Origin of the sequence: Methylobacillus rhizosphaerae (assembly GCF_900187985.1) — a bacterium.
GTDB lineage: Bacteria > Pseudomonadota > Gammaproteobacteria > Burkholderiales > Methylophilaceae > Methylobacillus > Methylobacillus rhizosphaerae.
This window is the reverse complement of sequence record NZ_FZOA01000010.1, coordinates 23,550-39,899: the sequence shown is the minus strand read 5'-3', so window position 1 is coordinate 39,899 and position 16,350 is coordinate 23,550. Positions and strand designations below refer to the sequence as shown.

Annotated in this window: 14 protein-coding genes and 1 pseudogene; 7 read left to right on the top strand and 8 right to left on the bottom strand. The window is 50.0% G+C overall.

Going from position 1 to position 16,350, the window contains the following annotated elements:
- The 5 genes and pseudogenes from CHB59_RS10895 to galE form a co-directional block, all read right to left on the bottom strand.
- A pseudogene (locus CHB59_RS10895) lies at positions 1 to 295 on the bottom strand (transposase); the annotation flags it as partial.
- A 479-nt stretch (positions 296 to 774) separates the two neighbouring features.
- On the bottom strand, positions 775 to 1,518 hold the full coding sequence (locus CHB59_RS10890; protein WP_089376269.1) for a hypothetical protein: 744 nt from the start codon (positions 1,516 to 1,518) through the stop codon (positions 775 to 777).
- Positions 1,519 to 1,566: 48 nt separating this feature from the next.
- A complete protein-coding gene (locus tag CHB59_RS10885; protein WP_143738722.1) occupies positions 1,567 to 3,837 on the bottom strand; it encodes a hypothetical protein in 2,271 nt (756 codons plus the stop codon).
- Between the two features lie 22 nt (positions 3,838 to 3,859).
- Positions 3,860 to 5,446, bottom strand: coding sequence for an alginate lyase family protein (locus CHB59_RS10880; RefSeq protein ID WP_089376267.1), 1,587 nt, complete (start codon positions 5,444 to 5,446; stop codon positions 3,860 to 3,862).
- A gap of 197 nt (positions 5,447 to 5,643) precedes the next feature.
- The gene (gene galE, locus CHB59_RS10875; RefSeq protein ID WP_089376266.1) at positions 5,644 to 6,648 is read right to left on the bottom strand and encodes a UDP-glucose 4-epimerase GalE; all 1,005 of its coding nucleotides are present in this window, start codon (positions 6,646 to 6,648) and stop codon (positions 5,644 to 5,646) included.
- A gap of 191 nt (positions 6,649 to 6,839) precedes the next feature.
- Between galE and CHB59_RS10870 the strand changes: the two genes are divergently transcribed.
- From CHB59_RS10870 to CHB59_RS10860, 3 genes are read left to right on the top strand one after another with little or no spacing between them, the layout of a single operon-like run.
- A complete protein-coding gene (locus tag CHB59_RS10870) occupies positions 6,840 to 7,172 on the top strand; it encodes a rhodanese-like domain-containing protein (RefSeq protein WP_089376265.1) in 333 nt (110 codons plus the stop codon).
- A gap of 2 nt (positions 7,173 to 7,174) precedes the next feature.
- The gene (locus tag CHB59_RS10865; RefSeq protein WP_089376264.1) at positions 7,175 to 7,420 is read left to right on the top strand and encodes a sulfurtransferase TusA family protein; all 246 of its coding nucleotides are present in this window, start codon (positions 7,175 to 7,177) and stop codon (positions 7,418 to 7,420) included.
- A gap of 30 nt (positions 7,421 to 7,450) precedes the next feature.
- Complete coding sequence (locus tag CHB59_RS10860) at positions 7,451 to 8,488, top strand: serine endopeptidase (protein ID WP_089376263.1); 1,038 nt, start codon at positions 7,451 to 7,453, stop codon at positions 8,486 to 8,488.
- Between the two features lie 57 nt (positions 8,489 to 8,545).
- On the opposite strand, the gene CHB59_RS10855 is transcribed toward CHB59_RS10860, so the two are convergent.
- Both CHB59_RS10855 and CHB59_RS10850 read right to left on the bottom strand, forming a co-directional pair.
- On the bottom strand, positions 8,546 to 9,448 hold the full coding sequence (locus tag CHB59_RS10855; protein ID WP_089376262.1) for a bestrophin family protein: 903 nt from the start codon (positions 9,446 to 9,448) through the stop codon (positions 8,546 to 8,548).
- A 33-nt stretch (positions 9,449 to 9,481) separates the two neighbouring features.
- The gene (locus CHB59_RS10850) at positions 9,482 to 12,313 is read right to left on the bottom strand and encodes a valine--tRNA ligase (RefSeq protein WP_089376261.1); all 2,832 of its coding nucleotides are present in this window, start codon (positions 12,311 to 12,313) and stop codon (positions 9,482 to 9,484) included.
- 176 nt (positions 12,314 to 12,489) lie between these two features.
- On the opposite strand from CHB59_RS10850, the gene CHB59_RS10845 reads away from it, so the two are divergent.
- Positions 12,490 to 12,939, top strand: a complete 450-nt coding sequence (locus tag CHB59_RS10845) for an NfeD family protein (protein ID WP_089376272.1) — start codon at positions 12,490 to 12,492, stop codon at positions 12,937 to 12,939.
- 22 nt (positions 12,940 to 12,961) lie between these two features.
- Complete coding sequence (locus CHB59_RS10840) at positions 12,962 to 13,807, top strand: SPFH domain-containing protein (protein ID WP_089376260.1); 846 nt, start codon at positions 12,962 to 12,964, stop codon at positions 13,805 to 13,807.
- 73 nt (positions 13,808 to 13,880) lie between these two features.
- On the opposite strand, the gene CHB59_RS10835 is transcribed toward CHB59_RS10840, so the two are convergent.
- Positions 13,881 to 14,630, bottom strand: coding sequence for a HesA/MoeB/ThiF family protein (locus tag CHB59_RS10835; protein ID WP_089376259.1), 750 nt, complete (start codon positions 14,628 to 14,630; stop codon positions 13,881 to 13,883).
- Positions 14,631 to 15,137: 507 nt separating this feature from the next.
- On the opposite strand from CHB59_RS10835, the gene CHB59_RS10830 reads away from it, so the two are divergent.
- On the top strand, positions 15,138 to 15,725 hold the full coding sequence (locus CHB59_RS10830; protein ID WP_089376258.1) for a TetR/AcrR family transcriptional regulator: 588 nt from the start codon (positions 15,138 to 15,140) through the stop codon (positions 15,723 to 15,725).
- Positions 15,726 to 15,843: 118 nt separating this feature from the next.
- A complete protein-coding gene (locus CHB59_RS10825; RefSeq protein WP_089376257.1) occupies positions 15,844 to 16,347 on the top strand; it encodes a hypothetical protein in 504 nt (167 codons plus the stop codon).
- The last annotated feature ends 3 nt before the right edge of the window (positions 16,348 to 16,350 follow it).

The window sequence follows — 16,350 nt, the reverse complement described above, 5'->3', positions numbered from 1 at the left end:
ATAAATGCGTACTTTACCCGGACAGCTTGGCAAAGTACGCGGCGGCCTTTTTTAGGATATCTCGCTCATCCGTGACGCGACGCAGCTCAGCCTGAAGGCGACGGATTTCTGCTTGCTGATTAGAGGAGTGCTGTCGTTCGTCTTTAGGGGTGCCGCATCGCTTGATCCAAGCATAAATGCTATGACTTGAAACGCCCAACCGCTCAGCGACCTCTGCCACAGAAAACTGACGCTCAGTGACTTGCTTGACGGCGGCCTGTTTGAATTCTTCGGTGTAACGTTGTTGCTTGCTCATGATGTCTCCTCAACTTGCATAGTTTGAGGCTCTTGAGCTGTCTAGGAAAGTGGGGGCGATTCAACTACATCCACGATAGGGATCAGATATGAACCTTGTTCGTCACCGTAGTACCAACCTCCAGATAATCCTGTATGCTTTTTGTACATTGGATCTTCGATCGACAGAGAAACTCCATTTAAAGTTGCTCCCCATGAAACCCGACCAAAACGAGTTTCACTATTGATTCGACCTGCAGCGGAGAAGAATACAAACAATCTCTTAGTATCAGAGTCTGCCAAATAACATTCCAGCGTTCCTCGATTGAACTCAACATCAAACCTGCCTGTTACCCCCCCCCGAAAGTATTGATTTTATATTTCCTAGGGGGGTGCATCAGACTCGATTTATCAAAAATACCCTCCTTGAAGGCAAAAGAGGCTTTCATTATGAAAAATAATTCCCAAAATGAGTAATATCAAACACAGCTCGTAATGTAATTATAAATCCTGCTCACGTGGATATCCAAGTGGAATCCATTGATCGCGGATTTCGTGATATTTCCCGAAATACTTTCGCAGATTCTCCGGTGTCTTTGGGCCACCGTGATTAAAGAAATGTGGTCCTTTAAACCAAACTTTATCCACCGGCGTCAACGAAAATGGAGACATCGCTAGCCAATAGGAAACCATTGATTGGTCATAAACAGGCCAGCGAACTTTCACACCATCTCTTTCCCAATGTGTACCTTTGTCCACCTGAATGTCATGCACTTGAAGTACACCACGAAGATACTGTCGGAACTCACGAGACAACATTAAGATTGCACCGTTGGTATAATTGTCATGATAACGTGCAGGATCAGGAAATTCATTATGTAACCAACCCTCAGCAATCAAAGTTTTGTCACGCTGATGCCCTTGTTTGATACCAGCAATATCCGCACCTACATACGTATCAAAAATATTCGGCGCTTCTGGAGAAATCAGAATATCCGTATCAAGATAAAGAATGTAGTCCCACTCGTCAAAAGCTTCTTCAAGCAGTTGAAATCGCTCCATTGCTGGACCGCCATGCATTCCATTTACCCACCACTTGGAATGGTGAGCCATCATATAGTCAACACCATGTTTCATGGCGTAAAAAGCAACAGTCTCCGATGAGGCCATCGCCATCTTTTTTCTGTGCGGAGAATCATAGGCACGCTTAGTGTCAATATGATACTGCCAAATAAGATTTCTCATGTAGATTCCAGTCTTTTAATCTCGCTATAAAAATGATTATTGTTCAACTTAGTCCGAGATATGCTTTAGTGACTCTGCAATATCAGATGCAACCTCTGCTCTGTAAAGTGCATAGATATTCTTTTGAGACACACCATTTAGAATACCATCTAAAAGTACTTTGACAATCTGCGTAATCCGTTCCGACATTTGTGAATGAGGAATGGCATTCGCCCCTGTCAGCCCATCAAATCGGCGATCTTGTTCATGAACCGGCTGCCAATCTATCTCAACACCCATAGACTCCGACGGAAGAAATGTATGTAGCCGGGAAGTAGCAATTTTTGAGAAATCTGAACGATAGGACTTTAATCTTTCCAAAGCCATATCCAATGATTCTGGCAAGGGGCGAGTCTTTAGGCTATTGATTAGGTTCGTCAACTTTACGTCATTTGGAGGGATTTGCTCATGATCAGTGTCAACATAAGCTACAGGTTTTGACGAATCCACTACAGCTGCAGGGAAAAGGCCTCCAATTGTGGTAGTCACACAGCCAGAGAAATAGCATTCCACACCTTTCGAATGCAACAACCGCACGGTATGCCAGTCTCTACAACCAATGGGGCTATGCTGTTTCAGGTATTCAATAGCTGCGTCATTGATGTGATTAGCATTGCTGACATGAAAAGAAATAAAAATTGGATGAATATTTTTAGGAAAGGGAAACTCCAACTTTCCGAATGGAAGTTTAAAGTACCACCCAAAAATGAAAGCCCAGAGACTCTCTGGGAGCTTATCAAAAAAGCTTGCATCCCGGTTGAACTCAACCAGGTGAGCAGTCGCAGAAGGCCCCGCAATGCGTTTCTCTTTGGGCACTGCAGCCTGTAGATCAGCAAAAAATTTTGACAACCCAGCGTCACCCGTGAAACGTAAATCGGAACGACGGGCAAAATGAGACATCAGGGCGATAGTTTGAACCCAATCTCCGATATTGCGAGATGCGGCTGCATTATCTGGGCAACGATATCCCATCACGCCAAAAGCAATCTCGCCTGGCGCAACTGATGATGCGGTAGATTGAGATGCCACAACCTCCTCAACCAATGGCAGAAGCCGATCAAAACGTTGGCGCTGTTTTGGAGTGAACCTCTGCTCTGTAAGCCGCTTGTAAGTTTGTTCGGTTAAAGGGCTTCGAACGGCAATGAGGTTCGATAGCGCGGTAAGCCATGCTTCACCAACTCGCTCAGATACAGGGAACTTCGAGCTAGCGGAAGTGGGAGCTTCACCTTGATTTTTCACAATTACTCCTTGATAGTAAGATGGGGAAGGCTGTAATTCAGGTATGAAAAATGAAGGGGCTTCATTTTTACCTGCTGTTTTTTTGGAGCGCGTTTTTCTAGCTGCTGTTTTCTTGGGCAGCGTTGTAGATAAATAATGTTTGGTATGCAGGAGTCTAAATAAAGGCAGTGTCGATTTCCCAAGCAAGGTATTTCTGATGATGGTGTATTCTCCTTGTACACCGACAACATCACCTTGTACTATCTGACCTGTTTCAACCTTACTGTACATATCGGTTGACATACGTTCCGAATGAGCAGGATAAGCCTTGATAATCGTAGAGCGTACAGCACTCCACTGCCGTGATTCCAGATTGACGGGTTGATAGTGAGAAATAACTTCGTTGATTCTGTGTGCCCAATATACTGCCGCCAAATTGCTATTCATATGATGGTCTTTGGGGTTGGTGTTACGCATTTTTGTATTGACGACCCCTGTAGACTGGTCTAGTACAAAAGATGATATGTCAATATAAGGCAACCTTCTTGATACTGCGTTTTTTTCAAGTAACTTGTTGTATTTCAGCGTAAGTTGAGTACGTTCTTTTTGCGTTGCAGAAATAGAACTACGTGCAATAACGACTTCACCAGTTATATCATCATCTGTAATGGTGGGCAGTGTGGCGCCTGTGATGATAATTCTTTCGAAACCCATGTCCAAAAGCTCATCAACGAATTCAAAATAAGCATTTATAGAATCCGATATCTGCGACTCTATTGATTCATTATATTTTGACGCACGATGCCAAATGACATAACCACAATCCACTTCACCCAAATGAATCATCACAATGGACTCACGAGATTTGTCACGTATCCATTTTCTGAAAGAGCCAATAGCATTAGTTTTTGAGTTTGGATTACGCAACCCTACAGCAGTTGCACCTCCCACTTCAATGCCCGAAATTTCGTGAGGTAACAGTAAACCAAACTGCTCAGCTCTGCGAAAGTAACGGACATGACTATCGCCAAGATAAAAAATGGGGAGTGGTAGTGATGACATTGTATGTATTCCGAATACGCAATTATGGATTTGGTGTCCCATCACCTACTTCATGATGAGTGAGGGTTTCCCACAAGGTGACATGAGCATTGTAATTTTCAGTCAGCTGTCCCTGATTACCCCGGTAACGGCTAATGGCGGTACGTAGTGGATCAAAGTCGCGAGAGCCAGTTCTCGCTCCCCGGATAAGTAGCATTGGAATTCCATTAAGCGAATAATTCGGAATATCCAACACCGGAAAGCCTTTTTCGCCACCGCGAATGACATAGGCATTATAGGCAATTTCTGATGCGATAGATTGTCTACCGCCATCGCCTAGCGGATTCAGTGGACCACTTTTCAGAGGCTTCGGTGAGCATGTTGATGAATTCACACCTGTTGCCAAGGTTTCAGTAGCAACGGGAGAGCAGAAACCACGGGGATACGTTTTGTTCTTTTCATAATAAAGCAGAATTTGTGACGCGTAGGAAAACGCACTCATGATACGTTCCTTTTCTACCGAATACAAATCCACCCCTTGAATCCATGCCGTTTCAGCGGCATTCACAATAGATGCCAATCCAATCCCTGCGTGTGGAAAGTCTCGGCACGTCTCACTGGTTTGGCCACTTTGATAATGCGGGATAACTGTGGCAGCCGTGTCAGCATGACAGCAAGCTTGTACCCGGTTTTCAATCCAAGCACACCCCTCACTTTTGAAACGACCAATGAATGGCGTACGTATTGGTGCAGAGCCATCTGAGGCCAGATAAATGCTACGACGTACGCGATCTTTCCAGCGCTCCACTGCGCTAAAAAATAATGCCCCGTCGTTGGTGAAAACACCAATATTAGCCAGCGCATCAATGGCCGCCGTATCCCAATTAGAATTGTAGGGTTTCCAAGAACCTTTACCCCGCTTAGCTTTTTCATCATCGCTGATACTAGGTAAAAAGGCTTTGTTCAGCATATTGTTGAAACGTTCAAGATCAAAATTCTTTTTGCCAGATGATGGCGTATAGGTGTAGCGCAAAATTTCAGCAGCTCGGGTGAAATATTGAGCAGCCCAGGCTGCGAACAAAGGTCCATCCACGCCTATATGGTCGATTAGGTTACCCGAGTAAGCATCAAGAATGACAACAGCCCGTTGTGCATAAGTTTCGTTTTCAGTAAAAAACCAGAGTAAAGCCTGGGTATATGCAGCAGCAGCATCAGTAGACTCGTTTTTACAACCACGTACTTCGACACCACGATTGCAATTGAGTACTTTTCCGCCAGCGTTACCGGGCGCAGGCTGCATGACACTGATATCGGGCACACGTGTAGCAAGTAGACTGGCCTGCATATCATCAAATGTAGCTTTCCATGGATTTTCCCCTGCAGCAACTCGGGCTTTAGCGAATTTGAGTTGATCCAGATTGACAAGCACTCCTGGATGTTTGAACTGAAATTCAATAGGATGAGTGTTGCTTTCAGTAAGAATCGACCGCTCTACAAGTGTTGCTGCATTGGCACTACCCGCCAAGCTCCAACACCCAATAAAAATGACAGCTAAAATAAATAATGTATAAGGTCGATATAAATCGAGCCAGCAAAAAGGCTGATCATCAGAAGTGTTGTAATTTTGCATAAACACAATCCATCGTAACCATTAAAACCAAGTAATTAATTGTTTGCTCTACTATCTATACCGAGGTGATTAAGTAGCTCTTTGACATACGAGCCTTTATATCCACACCAATCCTGGATAACCTGAACCCGCACTGCTCAATAATTTAATGCCACCGTGATCTACTCACCTTGTGAGAAGAAACATATATACTAACTCTAAACATCTGAAACCAATGATCGCTGCCAACGCCAGCTATCAATACACATCTGTTCCAGCCCTCGCGTAGCTTTCCAATTCAGTGTTTGTTCTGCGTAGGCGGGGTCGGTGTAGCTGGCGGCTACATCTCCAGGTCGGCGGGCTACGAGTTGATAGGGCACTGATTGTCCGCTGGCCTGCTCAAAGGCTTGCACCATTTGCAAGACGCTATAGCCTTGGCCTGTTCCCAGGTTGCATGTCAGCATGCCTTCTGCCTGCTCCAGTTTTTCCAGTGCGCGCAGATGTCCGACTACCAGGTCAACGACATGGATGTAGTCCCTGACACCTGTGCCATCGGGGGTTGGGTAATCAGAGCCAAAAATGGATAGCTGTTCGCGCTGTCCTTGCGCTACTTGTGTGATGTAGGGCATGAGGTTGTTCGGTATGCCGTTGGGGTTTTCCCCGATTAATCCGCTTTCGTGCGCGCCTACGGGATTGAAATATCGCAGGATGGCGATGCGCCATGTTGGATCGGATTTGGACAGGTCGCGCAGGATATCTTCCACCATCAGTTTGCTTGCCCCATAGGGGTTGGTGGCAGATAGCGGAAAATGTTCCCGGATCGGCACGCTGGCAGGGTCGCCATAAACTGTGGCAGAGGAGCTGAAGACAAATTTCTTGACGTGGAATTGCTGCATGACGCGCAGCAGGGTGACGCTGCCGGCTACGTTGTTGTCGTAGTAACGCAATGGTTGCGCTACTGACTCACCCACCGCTTTCAATCCTGCAAAGTGCATCACAGCGTCGAATTGGTGTTTGGAAAACAGGTCTTGCAGTAGCGCCTCGTCACGTACGTCACCTTCGACCAATACAGGAGCCTTGCCTGTGATTTTCCCTATCCTGTCAATCATATGCGATTGACTATTGCTGAAGTTATCCAGCACTACTACGTCATATCCTGCATTGATCAATTCAACACATGCATGTGAGCCTATATAGCCCGTACCACCTGTTACCAAAATCATTCAGCGTCCTGCTCGTTAATGTTGCTTAGAAACCAGTCTAACACGACCAATACCATTCTCAATATCCCAGCACGAGGATTCACACTGACACTGTACATGCCCAGAATTGAGCAAAATCCACCCTCATGCTATAGTCCTGCGGTATCCAGCCCGGAGTTTTCTGGGCTTTTTCATTTTCATTCTCTACACTTATGGCCAATCACACTGATATTGATGCGGACGAGCTTCACGCCTTGCTATCCTCCCAAAGAACTATTCTGGTTGATGTCCGTAACAGCGACGAAGTTGCCCGCGGGGTGATTGAGGGTGCCATGCATTTACCCATGGACGTGATTCCCGGCATGGGCAACCTGCTATGCGAGCATCACGACACGCCATTGATTTTCTATTGCCACAGTGGTGTACGCTCTGCCCATGCCGCTGCTTTCATTGCTGGCATGGATCGTGAAAATGTTTACAATCTGCGTGGTGGCATTCTTGCCTGGGCCAATGCAGGTTATACCTTTGTACCAAATATAGATTGATCATGGAATTTCATCAAGAACTCGACGCACGCGGACTCAAGTGTCCACTTCCTATCCTCCGTTGCAAGAAGGCGCTGGCAGATGTTGCTGCCGGTGAAATCCTGAAGGTGACAGCCACAGACCCAGGCTCGGTCAAGGATTTTCAGGCCTTTTGCAAACAGACTGGCCATGAGATAGTGGCAATGTCTGAAAATGCAGATGTCCCGGTCAAAGAATTCATTTTTCATATCAGGAAACGGCAAGCCTGAGCGCCTGCCACTATCGTCGAGGAAACCAGTATGAGCAAAGGGCTGAGGTTATCGGAAAAGTGGTTCAGGCGTGGTTTATGGCTGGTTGCCATTATTTTTGCCTATTTGCTGACTTCCCTTGGAGAAAGTGTCATTCATGACCTGCCGCAGGTGGAGCATGAATTTTCCACCAGCGATTTCCTGGATAGTGCACGCGCCACCCCGCTGAAAGAGAAGCTGAAAATTGCCCAGCACCAGCAGCAGGATATTGAGGATCGCCTGCAGCAAGCACAGCTGAAACTCAACACGGCGCATACGGATTACTCCTCCGCACGCGAGACGTTCAATAACTGGCTATCTACCCGTCACGCTACCCAGCAGGCAGCGCAGGACACGGAACTGATCAAGCGTACCCAGGACCTGGACAAGCTCAAGCAGCTTGAACGTCAGGTTCAATCTGAAGTTGAGCAGTTGCAACAGCAATCCCTAGATACCAACCAGTCTGCAGCTGTTCTGCATCAGCAACTGACACAGCTGGAACAGGATGCCTATGAGCTGTATGACGCTGCCATGCGTAAGCAGGAAATCCGCGTTTTTCTCTACCGGCTGGCTTTGACATTGCCCCTGCTGCTGATTGCCGCCTGGTTGTTCCTCAAACACCGAAAGAACACTTACTGGCCGTTTGTCTGGGGCTTCATTATTTTTGCCGTGTTCGCCTTCTTTGTTGAACTGGTGCCTTACCTGCCCAGTTATGGCGGCTATGTGCGTTATGGTGTCGGGCTGATCCTGACTATCGTAATCGGGCGTCAGGCGGTTATTTCGCTGAACAAATACCTTGAGAAACAGAAGCTGGCTGAGCAGCAGCCCGAGACCCAGCGCCGTGAGGAATTAAGTTATGACACTGCGCTGACCCGGCTGGCCAAAAATGTCTGCCCAGGTTGCGAGCGTAATGTGGACCTGAAAGATGAGCGGAATGACTTCTGCCCGCATTGCGGCATCGGCCTGCATAACTACTGCCTTGCGTGCGAGGCACGGAAAAGTGCATTCTCCCGCTTCTGCCACAAATGTGGCACTTCTGCGGCGCAGTAAACCTTTCACGCATTCAGGATGCCGGGTAGCGGCATCCTGCTACACAATGGCAGCCTGTTACAGCAGTACACCATCCTCGTCCGGCTGTAATGCCGGCAACAAGGGCTCTTCCAGTATTTCCAGCACGGCAATCTCGATATTGCGGCTCATGGCATCCAGTGGCAGGTCATTGGGCTGGATGTCGAATGGATCTGCAATCTGGTCACCCAAGGCATCCAGGCCGAAAAAGGTATAGGCCAGGATGCACACTGCCACAGGGGTCAGCCAGCCTATGCTATCCACCAGGCAGAATGGCAGCAGGAAGCAATAGACATGCACGATGCGGTGCAACATCAGGATGTAGGGATACGGTATGGGTGTGCTCTTGATACGTTCGCAACCTCCGTGCACTTGCGACAACTGGTTGAGCTGCCTGTCCATCTGCGCCAGCAGAATGGGGTCCAGCCCGGATAACCTGGCATGCCCGGTCAGGCGCTTGCCCAGTATTGCCAGCACGGTTGATGGGGATTGCATATGCTGCCGCATTTCATCATCCGCAGTGCGATGGGTGTTTTCATGTACGCCGCGCAGGAAATTGCGCAGGGCGTAGGGATACGCCAGCAATGGTTGCAGCAGGTGTAGGCGTTCTGCCTTCTCCAGTTGCGGGAAATACTGCTGAACCTGGCGGGTGAGGTTACGTGCGCTGATCATGAGATCGCCCCAGAGCGTGCGAGCCTCCCAGAAACGCTGGTATGCCGCGCTATTGCGAAACCCCAGGAATATCGCCAGTGTCAGCCCCCACAGGGTGAATGGCGTTGCTGTCAGCGTGACTTTATAGTGATACAGGGTGCCGTGGGTTGCCACCACCAGCGAACTGAGCAAGGTAGTGAACAACACCTTGCGCCAGATCGCCGGGATGATGGAGCCTTTGAGCGAAAATAACAGTACGCGGGCACTGGGGTTTTGCGGCTGTGTAATCATATGTTGCCTTGTTTTTTCAGTGCCCGGTCTGTCTTACTTCAATTTGGCGAGCTGGGCCTGCAATTTGGCAAGCGTATCGCTGAATGCTGCCAGCCTGGCTTTTTCCTGCTCAACCACGGCTGCCGGGGCACGCGCCACGAAGCTTTCATTGCCCAGCTTGGCCTGTGCCTTGGCAATCTCGCCTTCAAGGCGGCTGACTTCCTTGCCCAGGCGTTCGCGCTCTGCTGCCACATCAATCTCGATCTTGAGCATGAGCTTGAAATCGCCCGCCAAAGCCACTGGTGCCTCTGCTTCCGGCAAGTCTGCCATGATTTCAACCTCACTCAGTTTGGCCAACGCCTGCAGGTAAGGTGCATACGCCTGCAACTGGCTGCTGTCCCCGACCGTAATCAGCGGCACACGGGCAGCTGGTGAGACGCTCATCTCGCCACGCAGGCTGCGGCAGGCATCCACCGACTCCTTGAGCAGCGCAACCCAGGCTTCGGCCTGCTCATCCAACTTGGCTGGCTGGCTGGCCGGATATTGCTCCAGCATAATGCTAGGGCCTGTGCGCCCGGACATCGGACCGATGGTCTGCCAGATTTCCTCGGTGATATACGGCATCAATGGATGAGCAAGGCGCAAGATGGTCTCCAGCACACGCAGCAGGGTACGGCGTGTGGCGCGTTGCTGCGCTTCATCGCCGTGTTGCAGTTGCACCTTGGCTAGCTCCAGGTACCAGTCGCAGTATTCGTCCCAGACAAACTTGTAGATGGATTGCGCCACGTTATCGAAACGATATTCGGCAAAACCGCGCTCGATGTCGGCCTCGGTGCGCTGCAGCTGACTGACAATCCAGCGATCTGCCTGCGAGAAACTGAGATAGTCTTCCGGCTGGGTCTTGCAGTCTTTCAGGCCGCAATCCTTGCCTTCAGTGTTCATGAGCACAAAGCGCGTGGCGTTCCACAGTTTGTTGCAGAAGTTGCGGTAGCCTTCGCAACGCTGCAGATCGAACTTGATATCGCGGCCAGGGGAAGCCAGTGAGGCAAAAGTGAAACGCAGGGCATCAGTGCCGAATGCAGGAATACCTTCCGGGAACTCCTTGCGCGTGCGCTTCTCGATCTGCTCGGCCTGCTTCGGGTTCATGAGGCCGGTGGTGCGCTTTTTCACCAGGTCTTCAATGCCGATGCCATCAATCAAATCAATTGGATCGAGCACATTGCCCTTGGATTTGGACATCTTTTGCCCTTCCGCATCGCGGATCAGGCCGTGCACGTATACATCACGGAACGGAATCTTGCCGGTGATGTGCTTGGTCATCATGACCATGCGCGCCACCCAGAAGAAGATGATGTCAAAACCAGTTACCAGCACGGAAGACGGCAGGAATTGCTGCAGGGCAAGATTTCTCTTGTCCTTTTCCTCGTCACCGGTCCAGTCCAGTGTAGAGAACGGCCATAGTGCCGACGAATACCAGGTATCCAGCACATCCTCATCACGTTTCAGGTTGCCACGATAACCGTCATTGGCGGCGAGCTGGATTGCCTCGGTTTCATTGTGCGCGACATAGACCTTGCCATCGTCGCTATACCAGGCGGGAATCTGGTGCCCCCACCAGAGCTGGCGCGAGATGCACCAATCCTGGATGTTGTTGAGCCACTGGTTGTAGGTATTAACCCAGTTTTCCGGCACGAAGCGGATTTCACCATTCGCCACCACGTCCAGCGCCTGCTGCGTGATGCTCTTGCCATCCGCGCCCGGCTTGCTCATGGCGACGAACCATTGATCAGTCAGCATCGGCTCGATCACAACGCCGGTACGGTCACCGCGTGGCACCTTGAGTTTGTGTTTATCCACCTTGACCAGATATCCCTGGGCTTCGAGGTCGGTGACGATCTGCTTGCGTGCAGCAAAGCGTTCCAGGCCCTGGTACTGTGCAGGTGCTTCCTCATTGATATGCCCATCCAGCGTCAGGATGCTGATCATAGGCAACTTGTGGCGCTGGCCTACGGCATAGTCGTTGAAGTCATGCGCTGGCGTGACCTTGACCACGCCGGTGCCGAATTCGCGGTCGACATAGTCATCGGCAATCACCGGGATTTCGCGGTCGCATAACGGCAGTTTGACGTTCTTGCCGATCAGGTGCGCATAACGCTCATCCTCAGGGTGCACCATCACGGCAACATCACCAAGCATGGTTTCAGGACGCGTTGTGGCGACAGTCAGTTCGCCATTGCCATCCGCCAATGGATAACGGATATGCCAGAGATGGCCGTCTTCTTCCTCGGAAACCACTTCGAGGTCGGAAACGGCAGTATGCAGTTTGGGATCCCAGTTCACCAGACGCTTGCCGCGATAGATCAGGCCTTCGTTATACAGGCGCACAAACGTCTGCGTCACGGTCCTGGACAAGCCTTCGTCCATGGTAAAGCGCTCACGGCTCCAATCCGGCGATGTACCCAGGCGGCGCATTTGCTTGGTAATTGATCCGCCGGAATATTCCTTCCACTCCCAGACTTTTTCCAGGAATTTGTCGCGGCCAAGGTCATGGCGGCTGACACCTTGTGCATCGAGCTGGCGCTCCACCACGATCTGGGTGGCAATACCGGCATGGTCAGTACCCGGCTGCCACAAGGTATTGGCGCCGCGCATGCGGTGGTAACGCGTCAATGCATCCATGATGGTCTGGTTGAAACCATGACCCATGTGCAAGGTGCCTGTGACATTGGGTGGCGGCAACAGGATGCAGAAGTTATCTTGTTTGGAGGAATCCAGACCAGCAGCATAGAATCCGCGCTCTTCCCAGAATTGGTACCAGCGACTTTCTATGTTCTTGGGTTCAAAGGATTTATCGAGGGTTTGAATTGGGGAATTATCTGTGCTCATAGGGACGGGATTTTAGCATACCGTCCCCATCTCAAATATGGCTGTTGCGCTAAAAAGCCGACAACGCCATTACATTTCCAGGCAATACCAATCCCTGTTGATTAAGATACGCAGGAAAGCATATGCATAAAGTTCTGGTAGGATGACAACTCACAATGCAATTTGGAATCATTACTATGCTGGAACCATTATGGATATGGGGCATACTCGGATTAATCCTGATCGCGCTGGAAATGCTCTCTGGCACGTTCTACATACTCTGGTTCGGCATTGCCGCACTGGGCCTGAGCCTGCTCACCTACCTGTCTCCCACTCTGGGCATTGCCTGGCAATTGCTTATTTATGCCGTGCTTTCCCTGGGCCTGCTGGCAATCTGGAAACGCTTTTATCAACGTAAAAGTGATGACTCCAGCATCGGGCAATCTCGCGGGGAAGAAATCGGGCGCGTCGGCACGATTGTCGAAACTGTCACGCAACGGCAGAATGGCCGTATTACCTTTGCCCAGGGAGTCTTGGGCAGCAGGGAATGGATTGCCATTGCCGATGAAACCATAGAAGCTGGCAACGATGCTGCCATTGTCGCCGTGGAAGGCAACCGCCTGCGTGTAAGCAAGACATCCAGCTGAATAACATCAACAAGGAGAAATCATGTTTGAATTTGCATTTGTACTGATCGCCGCTGCGGCGATCCTGGCTTGGAAAGGCATCCGCATTGTGCCCCAGGGCGAAGAATGGGTCGTGGAGCGCCTCGGCAAATTCAATGCCGTGCTGACACCGGGCCTGCATGTCATCAACCCGATTTTCAGCAAAGTCACTTACAAAGTGACTACCAAGGACATTATCCTCGATGTGCCGGAACAGGATGTCATCACCAAGGATAACGCCGTCATCCTTGCCAATGCGTTGGCGTTCATCAAGGTTACCAACATTGAACGTGCCGTCTATGGCATCGAGGATTTCCGTGAAGCCATGCGCAACATGGTGCAGACCAACCTGCGTTCCATCATCGGCGGCATGGACCTCAACGAAGCCCTCACTTCACGCGAACGCATCAAGAGTGAGCTGAAAACCGCCATTGCCGATGAAGCTTCCGACTGGGGCCTGACCGTCAAGTCAGTGGAAATCCAGGACATCAAGCCTTCTGCCAATATGCAACATGCGATGGAACAACAAGCGTCTGCTGAACGTGAACGCGTAGCCGTCGTCACCCGTGCCGAGGGTGACAAGCAATCACTGATCCTGAATGCGGAAGCTCGCTTGGAAGCTGCGCGCAAGGATGCCGAAGCGCAAAAAGTGGCGGCTGAAGCATCAGCTGAATCCATTCGCTTGATTGCAGAAGCTGTCAAAGGCAATGACAATTCTGCCACCTTCCTGCTGGGCGACCGCTACATCCAGGCCTTGCAACGCATTTCCAATGCCAACAACAGCAAGATTGTGGTCATGCCAGGCGACCTGGTCGGCGCAGTGAAATCACTGGTGGGCGGCGGCAAGTAAACCTGCCTGTCATCTGTCAGCACCGAACCCCGGCTTTGCACCGGGGTTTCTTTTTATGCGTAGCAACCCATGCTCAACGGGCTCCGCACACAGGACATGCAGGATCTCTGGCCAGTTTCAGGCTGCGCCACTCCATGTCCATAACATCCAGCAGCAAGAGCCTGCCCTGCAAGCTCGTTCCCAACCCCAGCAGCAGCTTCATCGCCTCTGCTGCCTGTGTTGTTCCTATCATACCCACCAGCGGCGCAAATACGCCATTATCCGCACAGCGCAACGCCTCATCGCCGCCAAGATTGGGGAACAGGCAGTGATAACAAGGACTATCATCGTGCCGCATATCAAACACCGATACCTGGCCTTCAAACCCGATGGCCGCACCTGACACCAAGGGCTTGCGCAACTCGACACATACCTGGTTGGCAGCGTAACGCACCGCGAAATTATCCGTGCAATCCAGCACCACATCGGCAGCCTGCACCAGTGCTCGCAGACTGGCCTCATCCACACGCTGCTGCACCGTCTGAACCTGCGTCTCCGGATTGATCGCAGCAATTGTTTCCGCCGCAGATTGCGCTTTGTTGCGCCCTACCGCAGCTGTCGTGTGAATAATCTGCCGCTGCAGATTGGTCAGGTCTACCTCATCGAAATCACAAATCGTCAGCGTACCCACCCCACCCGCAGCCAAATACAACGCCACCGGCGAACCCAGGCCACCAGCCCCGATGATCAACGCATGACTACCCACCAATTGCTCCTGCCCCTCATAACCGATCTGCGGCAGAAGAATATGGCGGCTGTAACGGAGAAGCTGATTATCGTTCATGGCAAGACTGTGCGGACATTCAAAATGGCTATTGTAGTCAGTGTTGCACAGCAAACCAAACTACATTCAACATGCGTCAGAAGAAGGGATTATCCTGGATAAACAGTGTGCATAAACAGAGAGGGCTCATTGGATTGTAGTTTTGATCACTTTATGTCACCACAACAACCCGCTTGAAGGCGGCTATGCATCACAAGATGCCATGTTGGTGTACTCGGCCTGCAAAGACTTCACTACCATCACTACAAATGCAGTGGGTTGCTCCGGCCCGACAATGTTGAGAAATCCACTGCTCGCACATACCCCACAGCTTGAGAAATAGCGATCACATCTGTTTGCTTCAATTTTGGCGGCTGTGATGACAAAGACCTTGTGCAGAAAATAACCAAAGCCTCTTATTTTTTAATGCTTGACAGTTAATCTACCTACTAGTAGATTAAAACACGTCGCACCCAACCCGAACAGGGATATGCGTCAATCTCACTCATTGGCTTAATGGAACCTTTTATGAACACAGAGCTTTCGCCAAAGGCTGCTGAAATTATTGCACACACCCGGTCACTGCTTGAGGCTGGTAGTTACAACAGCTTCAGTTATGCAGATATTTCTGCCCGTGTGCATATCAGCAAAGCTAGCATTCACCACCATTTCCCAAGTAAAGCTGAATTGGTCAGAGTAGTGGTTGCCCGGTATCGTATAGAAGCACGAGCAGGCATGGCGGTGCTCAACCAACAATTAGCGGATCCGTTGGATGCACTCAAAGCCTATGTGAATTATTGGTCAAAATGCATCAAAGACGGTACTTCTTCATTCTGCATTTGTGCACTGCTGGCTGCCGAAATGCCCACCATTCCCGAGGAAGTGGCTGCTGAAGTTCAAGGTCACTTTGAAGATCTCTCAACCTGGCTAACATCAATCTTTGCAAAAGGTGTTGCCGAGGGAAAATTCCACCTGAAAGATAGTCCAGCAATTGAAGCCAGGGGGTTCATGGCCTCGGTTCACGGCGCGATGCTTGCGGCCAGAGGCTTTGGTGATCCGCAAGCATTTGAGACACTTGCCCAGCTATCAATCAACAGACTGACTTTGGCAAATTAATCATTCATTGCAGCGTTAGTATCGCTGCTTTTTTTACCCGTTAAACCTATCAACTAGTAGGTTAATTAGAGATGTACGAAGCACATCTTTTCTCCATCACTTTGAAAGAGGTACTCTCATGTTGCACCCAATCTCGCCTTTAGGCGCCATCCATACTGCTATCAGCCTGATTCCTATCTTTGCTGGCCTCTATGGCTTTATACGCTATGGCAGAATCGACCCGGCCACGAACTCCGGAAAGGTGTACATCGTCAGCTTGGTGTTATCGGTCATTACATCTTTTGGCGTATCCAGTACAGGTGCATTAAACCCTGGCCATGCTTTCGGGATCGTAGTTCTTCTTGTCGCCTTCGGTGGCATCCTGGCAGGCAAATTAACCTTCCTGGGAAGGCTGCGACCATATCTATCTGTATTCGGGCTATCTTTCAGTTTCCTGTTGTCACTGGTTCCCGGCACCAATGAAACGCTGACTCGATTACCGCTTTCACATCCACTAGCGGATGCTCCCCTTGCTCCAGTGGTATTGCACACATTGCTAGTCTGGTTCGCAATTTTCGTCGTGGGAGTTTGCACGCAGTGCTTAATGATTTACTGGCGAAATAAAAGTGCAGTGCGTAATTGAACT

Bases quoted from the DNA above. Each gene is read 5' to 3' on its own strand.
- CHB59_RS10885 (WP_143738722.1), bottom strand. From the start codon at position 3,837: ATGTCATCACTACCACTCCCCATTTTTTATCTTGGCGATAGTCATGTC.
- CHB59_RS10835 (WP_089376259.1), bottom strand. From the start codon at position 14,630: ATGAACGATAATCAGCTTCTCCGTTACAGCCGCCATATTCTTCTGCCG.
- CHB59_RS10870 (WP_089376265.1), top strand. From the start codon at position 6,840: ATGGCCAATCACACTGATATTGATGCGGACGAGCTTCACGCCTTGCTA.
- CHB59_RS10825 (WP_089376257.1), top strand. From the start codon at position 15,844: ATGTTGCACCCAATCTCGCCTTTAGGCGCCATCCATACTGCTATCAGC.
- CHB59_RS10860 (WP_089376263.1), top strand. From the start codon at position 7,451: ATGAGCAAAGGGCTGAGGTTATCGGAAAAGTGGTTCAGGCGTGGTTTA.
- CHB59_RS10890 (WP_089376269.1), bottom strand. From the start codon at position 1,518: ATGAGAAATCTTATTTGGCAGTATCATATTGACACTAAGCGTGCCTAT.
- CHB59_RS10855 (WP_089376262.1), bottom strand. From the start codon at position 9,448: ATGATTACACAGCCGCAAAACCCCAGTGCCCGCGTACTGTTATTTTCG.
- CHB59_RS10840 (WP_089376260.1), top strand. From the start codon at position 12,962: ATGTTTGAATTTGCATTTGTACTGATCGCCGCTGCGGCGATCCTGGCT.
- CHB59_RS10865 (WP_089376264.1), top strand. From the start codon at position 7,175: ATGGAATTTCATCAAGAACTCGACGCACGCGGACTCAAGTGTCCACTT.
- CHB59_RS10880 (WP_089376267.1), bottom strand. From the start codon at position 5,446: ATGCAAAATTACAACACTTCTGATGATCAGCCTTTTTGCTGGCTCGAT.
- CHB59_RS10850 (WP_089376261.1), bottom strand. From the start codon at position 12,313: ATGAGCACAGATAATTCCCCAATTCAAACCCTCGATAAATCCTTTGAA.
- galE (WP_089376266.1), bottom strand. From the start codon at position 6,648: ATGATTTTGGTAACAGGTGGTACGGGCTATATAGGCTCACATGCATGT.
- CHB59_RS10845 (WP_089376272.1), top strand. From the start codon at position 12,490: ATGCTGGAACCATTATGGATATGGGGCATACTCGGATTAATCCTGATC.
- CHB59_RS10830 (WP_089376258.1), top strand. From the start codon at position 15,138: ATGAACACAGAGCTTTCGCCAAAGGCTGCTGAAATTATTGCACACACC.